The sequence below is a fragment of the Agromyces tardus genome, from assembly GCF_003710805.1.
Taxonomy (GTDB): Bacteria; Actinomycetota; Actinomycetes; order Actinomycetales; family Microbacteriaceae; genus Agromyces; species Agromyces tardus.
This window is the reverse complement of record NZ_RHHB01000001.1, coordinates 1-12,755: the sequence shown is the minus strand read 5'-3', so window position 1 is coordinate 12,755 and position 12,755 is coordinate 1. Positions and strand designations below refer to the sequence as shown.

10 protein-coding genes are annotated in these 12,755 nt (G+C 73.2%); 2 read left to right on the top strand and 8 right to left on the bottom strand.

The features are described 5' to 3' along the window. Positions 1 to 29 precede the first annotated feature (29 nt). From EDM22_RS00050 to EDM22_RS00040, 3 genes are all read right to left on the bottom strand, one after another. The gene (locus EDM22_RS00050; RefSeq protein WP_122935320.1) at positions 30 to 845 is read right to left on the bottom strand and encodes a slipin family protein; all 816 of its coding nucleotides are present in this window, start codon (positions 843 to 845) and stop codon (positions 30 to 32) included. A gap of 156 nt (positions 846 to 1,001) precedes the next feature. After that, positions 1,002 to 2,162 carry a cystathionine gamma-synthase gene (locus EDM22_RS00045; RefSeq protein WP_122934998.1) on the bottom strand — a complete coding sequence of 387 codons (1,161 nt, stop codon included), beginning with the start codon at positions 2,160 to 2,162 and terminating at the stop codon, positions 1,002 to 1,004. Between the two features lie 43 nt (positions 2,163 to 2,205). Then, the gene (locus tag EDM22_RS00040) at positions 2,206 to 3,579 is read right to left on the bottom strand and encodes a cystathionine beta-synthase (protein ID WP_122934997.1); all 1,374 of its coding nucleotides are present in this window, start codon (positions 3,577 to 3,579) and stop codon (positions 2,206 to 2,208) included. A 280-nt stretch (positions 3,580 to 3,859) separates the two neighbouring features. On the opposite strand from EDM22_RS00040, the gene EDM22_RS00035 reads away from it, so the two are divergent. Continuing rightward, the gene (locus EDM22_RS00035) at positions 3,860 to 4,543 is read left to right on the top strand and encodes a DUF3105 domain-containing protein (RefSeq protein WP_245989046.1); all 684 of its coding nucleotides are present in this window, start codon (positions 3,860 to 3,862) and stop codon (positions 4,541 to 4,543) included. Continuing rightward, the gene (locus tag EDM22_RS00030; RefSeq protein ID WP_245989045.1) at positions 4,540 to 5,292 is read left to right on the top strand and encodes a DUF305 domain-containing protein; all 753 of its coding nucleotides are present in this window, start codon (positions 4,540 to 4,542) and stop codon (positions 5,290 to 5,292) included. The genes EDM22_RS00035 and EDM22_RS00030 overlap by 4 nt, the downstream gene beginning before the upstream one ends. Positions 5,293 to 5,511: 219 nt before the next feature. On the opposite strand, the gene EDM22_RS00025 is transcribed toward EDM22_RS00030, so the two are convergent. The 5 genes from EDM22_RS00025 to EDM22_RS19360 form a co-directional block, all read right to left on the bottom strand. Next, on the bottom strand, positions 5,512 to 6,945 hold the full coding sequence (locus EDM22_RS00025) for a mechanosensitive ion channel domain-containing protein (protein ID WP_122934995.1): 1,434 nt from the start codon (positions 6,943 to 6,945) through the stop codon (positions 5,512 to 5,514). Between the two features lie 13 nt (positions 6,946 to 6,958). Continuing rightward, complete coding sequence (locus EDM22_RS00020; protein WP_138707990.1) at positions 6,959 to 9,115, bottom strand: adenylate/guanylate cyclase domain-containing protein; 2,157 nt, start codon at positions 9,113 to 9,115, stop codon at positions 6,959 to 6,961. 124 nt (positions 9,116 to 9,239) lie between these two features. Further along, positions 9,240 to 9,563, bottom strand: a complete 324-nt coding sequence (locus EDM22_RS00015; protein WP_122934993.1) for a P-II family nitrogen regulator — start codon at positions 9,561 to 9,563, stop codon at positions 9,240 to 9,242. Next, positions 9,560 to 12,316 carry a putative inorganic carbon transporter subunit DabA gene (locus EDM22_RS00010; RefSeq protein ID WP_122934992.1) on the bottom strand — a complete coding sequence of 919 codons (2,757 nt, stop codon included), beginning with the start codon at positions 12,314 to 12,316 and terminating at the stop codon, positions 9,560 to 9,562. The genes EDM22_RS00015 and EDM22_RS00010 overlap by 4 nt, the downstream gene beginning before the upstream one ends. Further along, positions 12,313 to 12,755: hypothetical protein (locus EDM22_RS19360; protein ID WP_212591845.1), on the bottom strand; the 443-nt coding region annotated here is incomplete at its 5' end. The genes EDM22_RS19360 and EDM22_RS00010, both read right to left, overlap by 4 nt.

Sequence of the window (12,755 nt, the reverse complement as noted above, 5' to 3'; positions counted from 1 at the left end):
CCGCGCGCTGGCAGGAATGACAGCTTGCGTCAAGTTCCTGCCAGTGTCTCGCCGCCGCCGCGCACTTGGGAGACCGCGGCTTCCCGATCGAGGAAGTTCGTGAGCTCGCCGATCGAGTTCATGAGGGGCGCAGGCACCACCACGAGGGTGTTCTTGTCGACGCCGACCTCCACCACCGTCTGCAGGGTACGCAGTTGCAGGGCGAGCGGATGCGCCATCATCGTGTCGCTCGCGGCGCCGAGCTGGGCCGCGGCGAGCGCCTCCCCCTCGGCCGCGATGATCTTGGCCCGCTTCTCGCGCTCCGCCTCGGCCTGCTTGGCCATGGCGCGCTTCATGGAGTCGGGCAGCAGGATGTCCTTGAGCTCGACGAGGGTCACCTCGACGCCCCAGTCCACGGTGGTCACGTCGAGGATCTCGCGGATGTTCGCGTTGAGGGTCGCGGTCTCGGCGAGGGTCTCGTCGAGGTGGTGCTGGCCGACCACCTTGCGGAGCGTGGTCTGCGCGATCTGGTCGATCGCCGAGTGCACGTTCTCGATCGCGATGACCGACTTCACGGGGTCGACGACGCGGAAGTACGCGACCGCCGAGACGCCCACGCTCACGTTGTCCTTCGTGATGATGCCCTGCGACTGGATCGGCAGCGTCACGATGCGCATCGACACCTTCGTCATGACGTCGACGACGGGGATGATGAACCGGATGCCGGGCTCGCGCACCGAGTGCAGCCGGCCGAACCGCAGCACGACGCCGCGCTCGTACTGCTTCACGATCTTCACCGACATGAAGAACAGCACGATCGCGATCACGACCACGATGACCAGGGTGACGATGAGGGCAGTGCTCATCGGGACCACCTCCCGGGGCGCCGGTGACGTGCCGCGCGCTCTCCTCTTATTGTCCCACCGTGCGGGGGCTCCCCCGCCGGTCGAGTGGGCGCGCAGCGCCGTATCGAGACCCGCCGGACAGGTCTCGATACGCTTCGCTCCTCGACCGGCGGACGGCTACAGCCGCGCGAGCGCCTCGTCGATGTCGGCGAGCAGGTCGTCGACGTCCTCGATGCCGACCGAGAGGCGCACGACCGACTCGGGCACCTCCGCCTCGGTGCCCTTCACCGATGCGTGGGTCATCTCCGACGGGTAGTTCACGAGCGACTCGACGCCGCCGAGCGACTCGGCGAGCTGGAAGAGCGTCGTCGACTCCGCGAACCGGCGCGCCGCCTCGCCGCCGCCGGCGAGCTCGATCGAGAGCATGCCGCCGAAGCCCGACATCTGGCGTGCGGCGAGCGCGTGCCCGGGGTGCGACTCGAGTCCGGGGTAGAAGACGCGCGCGATGCCGGCGTGCTCCTCGAGCCGCCGCGCGATCGCGAGCGCGTTCTGGCTGTGCCGCTGCATCCGCACGCCCAGGGTCTTGATGCCGCGCGAGGTGAGGAACGCGTCGAACGGGCTCGACACCGCGCCCGCGGCGAACTGCGTGAACGTGACCTGCTCGGCGAGCTCGTGCCGGCCCGAGGCGAACACGAGGCCGCCGCCGACGACGTCGGAGTGCCCGCCGAGGTACTTCGTGGTGGAGTGCACCACGACGCCCGCGCCGAGGGCGATGGGCTGCTGCAGCGCGGGCGACGCGAACGTGTTGTCGACCACGACGAGCACGCCCGCCTCGTCGCCGAGCTCGGCGAGCGCGGCGATGTCGCTGATCTTCATGAGCGGGTTCGACGGCGTCTCGACCCAGAGCACCTTCGTCGTGCCGAGCTCGATGGCCTCGCGCACCGCGTCGAGGTCGCTCGTGTCGACCGTGGTGTGCTTCACGCCCCACGCCCCGAAGATGCGCCGGATGAGGCGGTGCGTGCCGCCGTACACGTCGTTGCCGATGACGACGTGGTCGCCCGGCAGGAGGATCGTGCGCAGCAGCGCGTCCTCCGCGGCGAGGCCCGACGCGAACGAGAGGCCGACGATGCCGCCCTCGAGCGCCGCGAGCTGCGTCTCGAGCGCCGTGCGGGTGGGGTTGCCGCCCCGCGAGTACTCGTAGCCGCCGCGCAGGCCGCCGATTCCGTCCTGCACGTAGGTGGAGGTGAGGTAGACGGGCGGGATCACCGCGCCGGTCGTCGGGTCGAACTCCTGCCCGGCGTGGATCGCGCGGGTGTCGAAGCGTGCGTGGTCGTGCATGGCGGTGCCTTTCGAGCGGATGCCGCGGGGGCGGCGGGGTGCGTCAGGAGGAGAGGTACGTGAGCAGGTCGGCGCGCGTGATGACGCCGAGCGCCTTGCCGCCGTCGGTGACGAGCATCGCGGGGGCCTCCCCGAAGGCGGCGCGCGCCGCCGCGACGGGCTCGTTCACGCCGATGAGCGGCAGCGGCTCGCCCACCACGGTCGAGACCTCGTCGGTGAGCTTCGCCCGGCCCGAGAACACGCTGTCGAGCAGTTCGTCCTCGTGCAGCGCGCCGACCACCTCGCCGAGCACCACGGGCGGTTCGGCCGACAGCACGACCACCTGGGAGACGCCGGTCAGCGTCATCCGGTCGATCGCCTCGCGCACGGTGTCGTTCGGGTGCACGTAGACGAGCGGCGCGGTGCGGTCGGCCTTCGCCGAGAGCAACTCGGCCACGGTGTGCCCGGCCGGCGCATTGCCGAAGCCGTACGCGCGCAGCCACTTGTCGTTGAAGATCTTGCCCAGGTAGCCGCGGCCGCCGTCGGGCAGCAGCACGACGAAGACGTCGTCGGCGGTGACCTCGGGCCGCGAGGCGGCCTTGAGCGCCGCGACGACGGCCATGCCGCTCGATCCGCCCACGAGGATGCCCTCCTCGCGCGCGAGGCGCCGCGTCATCGCGAACGACTCGGCGTCGGACACCGCGATGATCTCGTGCGGCACGGCGGGGTCGTAGGCGGTCGGCCAGAAGTCCTCGCCGACGCCCTCGACGAAGTAGGGGCGGCCGGTGCCGCCGGAGTAGACGGATCCCTCGGGGTCGGCGCCGATGATGCGAACGCGATCGCCCGACACCTCGCGCAGGTAGCGGCCCGTGCCCGTGATGGTGCCGCCCGTGCCGACGCCCGCGACGAAGTGCGTGATCTTCCCGTCGGTGTCGCGCCAGATCTCGGGGCCCGTGGTCTCGTAGTGCGAGAGCGGCCCGTTGGGGTTGGAGTACTGGTCGGGCTTGAACGCACCGGGGATCTCGCGGGCGAGCCGATCGGACACCCCGTAGTACGACTCGGGGCTGTCGGGCGCGACCGCGGTGGGCGTCACGACGACCTCGGCTCCGTAGGCCGTGAGCACGTTGCGCTTGTCCTCCGACACCTTGTCGGGGCAGACGAAGATGCAGCGGTAGCCGCGCTGCTGCGCGACGAGCGCGAGCCCCACGCCGGTGTTGCCCGAGGTCGGCTCCACGATCGTGCCGCCGGGCTTGAGCTTGCCCTCGCGCTCGGCCGCGTCGATGATGCGGCCGGCGATGCGGTCTTTCGAGGAGCCGCCGGGGTTCAGGTACTCGAGCTTCACGAGCACCGTGGCATCCGTCACGCCCTCGGTGACCCGGTGGAGCTTGACGAGCGGGGTGTTGCCGACGAGGTCGACGATCGATTCTGCGTACTTCATGCCGGTGTGTTCATTCCTTGTGTGGATGCGTCTGAGGCGCCCGGGAATCGGCGCGTGACGCGAGGAAAGGGGTCGCCTGCCTAGCGACGACAACACCGAAGCGAAGAGCTCACGCCGAAAGCCTAGCGGGTACGACGGTCGGGGGCACCCGGGATCCGGCGCGTCATCCGGCTTCGCACCGGGCCGCACACGGGGCGATCTCCCAGCCTCATGCGCTCGACTGGGTCATGCATGCGTACGTATGATCCAGCAGCCCCACGAGCACGAGAGAGGCCCCCGCGTGAGCGCGACCCCGCCGATTCCCCCGGCCGCCAGGAAGGCGGCCACCGTCAAGCAGCAGCGCGCCGCTGAACGCGAGCGCAAGCTCGAGGAGTTCCGCAGGCGCGAGGCGAAGGCCAAGCGCAACCGGCGCATCGGCATCGCCTCGGCGATCGTCGGCGCGGTGGCCGTCGTCGGGCTGCTCGTGACCGTCTTCGTGCTCACCCCGCAGCCCGTCACGTATGCGGCGGGCGGCACGGGCGCCGAGATCGACGGCGTCGAGACGTTCGAGAACCCCGCCGGCCACGTCGAGGGTGCGGTCGAGTACCCGCAGACGCCGCCCGCCGGCGGCGAGCACAACCCGGTGTGGCTCAACTGCGGGGTGTACACGGAGCCCGTTCCGAACGAGAACGCCGTGCACTCGATGGAGCACGGCGCCGTGTGGGTCACCTACGACCCGTCGCTCTCGGATTCCGAGCTCTCGACGCTGCGCGCGAAGCTCCCGTCGACCTACGCGATCCTGTCGCCCTTCGACGGGCTGCCCTCGAAGATCGTGCTGAGCGCGTGGAACACGCAGCTGCAGCTCGACGACGTCGACGACCCGCGCATCGCGCAGTTCCTCGAGGAGTACTGGCTCAGCCAGGACGCCCCCGAACCCGGCGCGCCCTGCACGGGCGGACTGGACGCGCCCGGCAGGGCGTCGTGACCGGAGGCGTCGACGCGGCGGCGGCCGAGGCCGGGGTCGGCTCCGACGCCGACGGCGGCACCGCGGCATCCGCACCCCGCAGTGTCGGCGCGCGCGCCGCGGTGATCGTGGCGGCATCCGTCGCCCTCGTCGCCGTCGTGGTCGTCGCATTCTCGATCGGCCGCCTGTCGACGCTCGCCTCCCCGACGCCCACCGACGCGAGCGCCGACGCCGGGTTCGCCCGCGACATGCAGGTGCACCACCAGCAGGGGGTCGAGCTCGCCATGATCGTGCGCGACGCGACCGCGGACCCCGACGTGCGGCTGCTCGCCTACGACATCGCCCTGACGCAGGCGCAGCAGTCGGGCCAGATGTACGGCTGGCTGAACGAGTGGGGCCTGTCGCAGGCGGGCTCCGAGCCGTCGATGACGTGGATGTCGCTGCCCGCCGTCGACGGCGGCGGCGGAGCGCGGCACGACGGCCATTCCGGCGACGGCGGCGCTGCCGGGGCCGCGCATGCGCCCGGCGGGCCGATGCCCGGGCTCGCGACGGCGGAGCAGGTCGCGGAACTGCGCGCGGCGACGGGCGGCGAGGCCGAGCGGCGGTTCCTCGAGCTCATGATCGCGCACCACGAGGGCGCCGTCGAGATGGCGGATGCCGCGCTCGCACGCGCGTCGAGCGACGTCGTGCTGCGGCTCGCGCGGACGATCGTCGAGAGCCAGACCGCCGAGATCGCGATCATGCGGGAGATGCTCGCCGAGCGGGAGTGACCGGCGAGGGTCTCGGGGTCTCGATGCGCGCTTCGCGCTACCGAGCGGAGGGAAGGGCCTCGATACGCGCTTCGCGCTACTCGACCGGCGGGAAGGGCCTCGATGCGCGCTTCGCGCTACTCGACCGGCGGGGCGCGCTTCGCGCTACTCGACCGGCGGGGCGCGCTTCGCGCTACTCGACCGGCGGGGCGCGCTTCGCGCCACTCGACCGGCGAGCGGTCAGCCGGTGACGCGCAGCGCGACCGGCGGCTCGAAGCCGGCCGTCGCGAATGCGGCCCGGGCGCGGTGCATGCGGTGCTCGAGCTCCTCGCCGAACTCCCGCGCGAGCTCGGGGTCGTCGTGCACGAGCGTCTGGGCGACCTCGGCGGGCAGCACGAGCACCGTGACATCCGTCGCCGCCGCCACGCTCGCGTCGAGCGCGCGCTGCATGATCGCCGTGAGCCCGAACGCGTCGTGCCGCCCCAGCTCGAAGAGCAGGAGCTCGCCCGTGTCGGCTGCGGGCGCGGCGCGCACGGCCACCCGTCCTTGGACCACGATGCGCAGGGCGTCGGGCACGACCCCGCGCGCGTGGATCGTCTCGCCGGCCGCATAGCGTTCGAGGCGTGCGCTGCCGCCGAGCGCCTCCGCGCTCGACGCGTCGAGGTTCAGCACGGATGCCTCGGAGCGGAGCGCGGCGGCGAGCTCCGCCGCGGCGTTCTCGTCGACCGGACCCACCCCCGAGAGCGTGAGCCCCGCGCGCCGTGCGGAGTACCAGAGCCGGGTGCGGAACGCCTCGAGCGTGCTCGAGCGGTCGCCCGGCGAGTGCACCGGGATCGACACTGTGTAGGCGCCGCCGCCCTCCATCGCCGCCTCCGGCACCGCGTCGGCGGGCAGGTCGGGCAGGTCGGCTGCCGTCTCCACGAGCAGGCGCTTCACCGTGTTCGGCGGATCGGCCGGGTCGAACTCCACGGTCGCCTCGGCGAACTGCGGGCCCGCGGTGCGCGAGAGGTTGGTGAACGATGCATCGGCGAGCACGGCGTTCGGCACGACGCGCATGCCGTCGCCCGTCGCGAGGTGCACTGAGCGCCAGTTGACCTCGACGACGCGGCCGCGCACATCACCGGTGTCGATCCACTCGCCCTGCTCGAACGGCTGCTCGAAGAGCAGCAGGAGGCCCGAGATCACCCCGCCCACGGCGTGCTGCAACGCGAGGCCGACGATGATCGAGGTCACGCCGAGGGCTGCGAACAGCCCGCCCACGTCGGCGTCCCACACCCACGACATGAGCAGGCCGACGCCCACGACGACCACGGCGATGCGCGCGATGTCGATGAAGATCGACGGGAGCCGCTCGCGCCACGTGCCCTTCGCGGCACGAGTGAACATGAGGTGGTTGATGGCATTCACGATCACGAGGATCACGACGATGCCGAACACCGTGGCGACGATGCGCCCCCAGCTCAGCTCGAGCTGCGGATCCTCGACCTGGCCCAGCAGGATGAGCAGCGCGCCGGTGGGCAGCACCCAGTCGCGCACCATGGCGAGCACGCGCGCCGCGCGGCTGCCGCGGCGGTCGAGCAGCACGATGCATTCCGACAGCACCACGATCGCGATCGGCAGCCCCACCACGACGGCGACGGTGGGCCAGAACCACGGCTGGTCGACGATGTTCACGGCGTCCCCGCGTTCACTGCGGCTCCACCCGCCAGACGCGCTGCACCCCGGAGCTCGTCTCGATCTCGCCGGCGGGCTCCAGGCGGTGGTGACCCCGCGCCCGCTCGATCACGCGCTCCGTCGCGAAGACGCCGGATGCCCCCTGGTCGCCGCTGACGCGGAACGCGAGGTTCACTGCATCCCCCCACAGGTCGTAGACCACGCGCGCCTGGCCGACGAGGCCGCTCGTCGCGCGCCCCGAGTCGAGCCCGGCGCGTACCGACAGCTCGGTGCCGTTGCGGTCGTTCCAGCGGTCGACGACCTCCTGCAGCGCGAGCGCGAACTCGAGCGCACGCCGCGCGTGGTCGACGCGGGGCACGGCGAGCCCGCAGCTCGCGAGGTAGCCCTGCCGCGTGGTGCGCACGCGCTCGACGCCGACGCGCTCGGCGACGTCGTCGAAGTCGTGGAAGACGTCGTTGAGCATCTCGAGCGCTTCCGTGGAGCTCAGCCCCGCACTCGCGCCCTCGAACCCGACGAGGTCGACGAACACCACCGTCACGTCCTGGTGGTCGGTGGCGATCGCCCGGTCGCCCTTGCGGTACCGCTCGGCCATCTCGGCGGGCATGAACGACAGCACGAGGCGCTCGGTCTCCCGTTCGTGCTCGGCGATCGCGGCCGACTTCGCCTCGAGGCTGCGGCTCATGTCGTTGAAGGCGGCTGCCACGTCGGCGAGCTCGTCGCCGAAGCCCGCGCGCACCTGCACGCCCTCGTTCCCCTCGGCGATGGCCCGGGCTCCGTCGCGGAGGCTCCGGAGGGGCCGCACGATGAGTCGCGCGAGCACGACGGAGAGCAGGCTCACGATGATCACGATCGCCGCGGTCGAGAGGAACAGGCCGCGGGTGAAGTCGTCGACGGGCCCGAGCGCCTCGGCGCGATCCATCTGCGCGATGACGACCCAGTCGAGCCCTCCGGCGGGCAGCGGCGCGTATGCGGTGAGCTGGTCGCCCCCGAGGTAGCCCTCGGCGGTGACCACTCCCGATTCGCCGCGCAGCGCCGCCGCGACGGCGGGAGTCGTCACGGGCTGGAGCATGATCGTGTCGCCGTTGCGCGCGGCGAGCTCCGCGACCTCGGGCAGCGCACCGGCCGCGACCGCGAGCCGCACGTACTGCTTCGGATCGTCTTCGAGAAGGCGCGCGTTCGACCGCATGAGCCGGTCGGGACCGACGAGGTAGGTCTCGCCGCTGTCGCCGAGGCCGGTCGAATCCGCGTCGACGGCCATCGCGTCGTTGATCGCGTCGATCGGCATCTCGACCGCGATCGCGCCGAGCACCTGCCCGTCGTCGACGACGGGTGACACGGCCCAGGCCGCCGGCACGCCGAGCGACGGCACGTACGGTGCGAAGTCGGTGAACACCACGTCGCCCGGCACGTTGCGGTTCATCGCGAGCCGGTACGCGTCGGCGAGGTCGCTCATGCGGTACGGCCCGTCGATGAGGTCGGTGCCGAGGTCGACGCCCTTGTACGCGGTGTAGACGACCCGGCCGTCGCGGTCGATGAGCAGCACGTCCTCGTACGCCATCCGCTCGGTCATGGCGCGGAAGTACGGATGCACCGCGCGGTGCACGGCCGACCAGGTGCTGCCGTCGCCGGCGTCGTCGACGGCGAGCGCGTCGGCGAACGACTCGGACGGCACGGTGTAGGCCGCGCGGAGGTACCGTTCGGCGCGGCTCGTGGGCAGGAACGTCGACACGTCCATCTCGTCGGCGTCGCCCATGGCCGCCGCGAGTTCGGGCCCGAACCGCTCGTGGTACCAGTCCTCGACCGTGACCGCCTCGGCGGCGTCGGTCGAGGGGTCGACGCCGGTGTCGAGCTCGTCGTACGCCGCGGTGAAGTCGCGCAGCGCCTGCCGCGTGTCGCCGCTCGCCGCGGCGAGCGCCACCTGGTCCTCGACGGTGCCGAAGAGCGCCTCGATGCGGTCGGCCCGTGCGTCTCGCACCTCGACGAGCCGCGCCGACGCCGCGGCCGTGAGCGAGGATGCACCGTTGAAGTAGCCGATGAGACCCACGACGATGCTCACGATGACGGTCGAGGCGAGCAGCACGATGAGCAGGATCGAGAAGATGCTGAGGCTCTTCACGCGCGCCGCGATGCGCCCGCCAGCAGCGGGCTTCGCCGACGTCGTCTCCGACACGCGCACCTCCGCCGGCCACCGCACCGGGCCGGATGAGCCATATCGTACGGTTCGAGGATCCCTCGGGTACACAGGGTGCACCCTGAACTGGGGGCGCGGATGCCGCGACGCGGGGTCGGCGAGGTCAGCGGAAGTACTCGGGCCGGCTCACGGCGGTGCTCGAGACGAACATCACCCCCGAGCCGCCCTCGAGCACCGGGCGCAGCCCCGCGACGAGGGCCGCGGCGCGCTCGGACGGCACGACGGTGATGAGCAGGGTGAGCGCGTCGTGGTCGTTGAACAGCATGCGACCGCCGTGCGCACCGTGATGCCCGACCCCGGAGACGCCACCGAGCGCCGTGTACCCTGTCGCGCCGACCGATCGCATGAGCGCGGTGACGGCATCGACCTCGGCGCTCGGGATGACGAGCTCGATCTTGGTCATGGACGTGAGGCCTTCGATGTTCACGGTCGTTCCTCCACGGGGACGGGTCGGTGGTGCGGGGCGCCGGCGGTGCGCTCGGCGGCGGAGTCGGGGGCCGTGTCCGCGCGCGGCGCTGGTGCGGACGGCGCTGCCGAGAGCCCGGGCTCGCCGATCCCCTCGCGGGTCCAGCCGAACTCGCCGTAGCGGAGCCACGGGTCGGCCTCCTGCTCGCGGACGCGGAGGGCGATCCACCCGCCGTCGAGCAGGCCCCGGACGAGTCCCGAGCGGCCGATGACCGCGCAGACCCGCGCGACGGGTGCCTGCACGAACACCTGCAGGCGTACGGGCTCGTGCACGGGGTCGCGCCCGACGCCGACCGACTGCCACGGCAGCCCCGTCCGCAGGTCGCCGCCGTAGCCGGTCTGCACCGCGAAGGCGCCGACGAGGTTGGCGAGCGGCTTCGGTCCGGCTCCCCACCGATCCGGATCGACCGTCGAGGTGAGGTACTGGGCGTTGATCCACTGTGCGACGATCAGCGGTGCCGTCAGGATCGTCTCGAGCGCGGAGCCGTCGAGGTCGGCTTCGGCCTCGTAGCTGTGCAGGAACGTCCGCCGCGCGAGGTCGAGCCCGCGGGTCGCGCGGCGGGGCGCGACGATGAGGGCCGCATTGCCCGCGAGCCCCCACTCGGGGTACGACTCCGACCAGTCCGCGGCACGGCGGTCGGCGTCGGCGAGGAGCGCGGCGTCCGGCGCGGCGATCGCGGCCGATGCGGCCGGCGCGCCGGGCAGCGTCGCGAGTCGTTCGCGCACCGCCGCCGGCCGCGCTGCGCGCAGCACGGCCTCCGCCTGCGCGACGTCGCCGAGGTGCGAGGCGGGCACGGACCACGGCTCGCACACCGCGACGCGGTCGGTCACGGTGTCGTGCTCGACGGCGACGAAGACGGTGTCCTCCGGTACCCGGATGCCGCGCCCCGCGAGTCCGGCGCGGGTGCCCGGATCGTTGAGCATCGCGGCGGCGGCCCGCGCGTTCGGCCCGCCGCGGAGTCCGCCGCAGGCACCGCAGTGCAGCGCGGACGCGAACGGGTTGTTCACGGTGTCGGCGCCGTGACCGGCGAGCAGCACGAGGCGCGCGAAGCCGCCGACCAGGCCCATCATCCGCAGCGCCGCCTCGGCGTACGCCACCCGCTCGTCGAGCGCGAACGCCGCGTCGGCGTCGGCCCGGGTCGCGGGTCGGGCAGCCCCACCCTGCCACGCCTCGACGAACCGCGCCCACGCCAGGGGGCGCGCCGTGCGCACCGCGGCGGCCGCGCCCATCGGCCATCCGGCGGTCTCGGCCAGCGCGTACGGGGCCACGAGGGACTGCTTGGCACGTGCGACCACCGCGGCGGCGGCCGACCGCGCCCGCAGGCGTTCGCGATACCGGGTCGCGCCGACCGCGTCCGCCGCCCGCTCGCCGACGTCCCGGCGCGGTTCGAGCAGCACGGGGCAGGCGGCCGCGGGCGGGTCGCCGTCGAGGTCGTGCCAGCGCATCGCGACGGCGAAGAACCCCGCGAAGCCGAGGGTGTCGACCTCGAGGCCGCGGCGCCCGGCCTCCTGCTCGACCGCCCGACGCAGCCCCTCCGAACGCGGATCGATGCAGAAGACCGCCTGGGCGAAGGGACGCTCCCCCGGCTCGACCGTCGCGTGCGCTTCCGTTCCGCCCGCGCGCGGCGGCGCGAGCCTCCTCGCGGCGCTGTGATCCAGCGCCTCCTGCCAGATCAGGATCCGCTCCTCGGGCCGCACCAGCGACAGCACGCGGCCCACGACGGCACGGGCGTCGCCGTCGTCCCCCGCCAGGCCCAGTCGCTCCATGACGGCGTCGATGCGCTGCGGATCGGCACGGCCCCCGCCTGTCGAGCGCACCGACGCGCGCGGCAGCGGGGCAGGCCCGTCGGGCAGCTGGTCCGGCCCGGCGGGCAGGAGCAGCCGTTCGTAGGTCGCGCGCACGGCGATGAGGTCGACGAGATCGATGCCGCGACCCTCGGATGCGGCGTTCGCCACGTGACCGGCGAGGCCGGGCAGCGCCGCGAGGTGCGCGCGCAGGAAGCGGCCGGCGTCGTCTCCGAGCAGGCGCCAGTGCGCCAGCGCCTCGGCGACGGCGTCCTCCGGGTGCGGTCCGAGCGCCCGGATGCCGCGGCGGACGCGCCGGGGCACCAGGGGGTCGCGTGCGGCGAGCCGGCGCCACGCCGGCCAGAACGCCTCGTCGCGCATCGGCGACCACGCCGCGTGCGCGCTGCCCAGGTGGGCAGTGGTCCACCGCAGGACGAGGTCGTCGACCCGTGCGGCGACGCGCGGATCGAGGTGCTCGGCGGGGGTCAGCAGGGTGCGCTCGGGTGCGGGAGCCAAGGGTGACGCGTACAGGTCGGCGACGAGGATGTCGGCGACCGAGAGGCTGTGCCATCCGGGCCGGGGAGACCACCGGGCGCGGTCGCGCGCCTCGGTCACGTGCCGGTCGAGTGCCGCGCGCAGGTCGTGGTCGGTGATGATGCCGGCGAGGTGCCGGCGTCGGAACGCGGGCTCGTCGAGCGTGAGGCGCGTGCCGTGCTCGGCGGCCGCGCGAGCGACGGCCTCGTCGAAGCCCCACCGCTCGTACCCTGCGAGCGGATTGCGCGCGACGAAGGCGGTGAGCGGCCGGTGCGGCGCGACGACTCGATCGGCGGCGGCGATCATGCCGCGGATCACGGCGCGACGCGTCTCCGAGCCGGGCTCGCCGGTCGCGACCGTGTCGTTCGGCAGGTTCAGGTGGTTCGTTGCGGTCATCGACGGCTCCCATACTCGGAGGGGACGGCAGCGGAGGCGACGCGCGGCCCGGTGGACCGCGCCACCATGGGCCGCGGCAGCGGTGGTCGGGCCCAGCCGAGTGCGAACGCGTAGGCGACGTCGGCCACGCCCCCGCGGCGCCGGCTCACGATCGCGAGGACCCCGAGCACGGCGGCGAGCACGACCACGACGATCCAGGGCATGGCGCCCGGAGTCGCGTCGAGGCCGAGCCAGCCGCCGAACGCGTGCGTGGCCAGCACGTAGGCGACCCCCGTGCCGGCCGCCGCGGCGGCGAGCAGCCAGTCGGCGCCGATGCGGCCCGCGCGGCCGCGGAGGGCGCCGTTCGCGGCGACGCCGACGGCGAGCACGGTGAAGAGCAGCAGGGCGGATGAGGCGGATGCGGCGCCGCCGAGCCACAGCGCCACGGCCGCGGGCGCGA

Excerpts from the sequence above, each read along its gene's own strand:
- EDM22_RS00045 (WP_122934998.1), bottom strand. The coding sequence starts at position 2,162 with ATGCACGACCACGCACGCTTCGACACCCGCGCGATCCACGCCGGGCAG.
- EDM22_RS00010 (WP_122934992.1), bottom strand. The coding sequence starts at position 12,316 with ATGACCGCAACGAACCACCTGAACCTGCCGAACGACACGGTCGCGACC.
- EDM22_RS00040 (WP_122934997.1), bottom strand. The coding sequence starts at position 3,579 with ATGAAGTACGCAGAATCGATCGTCGACCTCGTCGGCAACACCCCGCTC.
- EDM22_RS00050 (WP_122935320.1), bottom strand. The coding sequence starts at position 845 with ATGAGCACTGCCCTCATCGTCACCCTGGTCATCGTGGTCGTGATCGCG.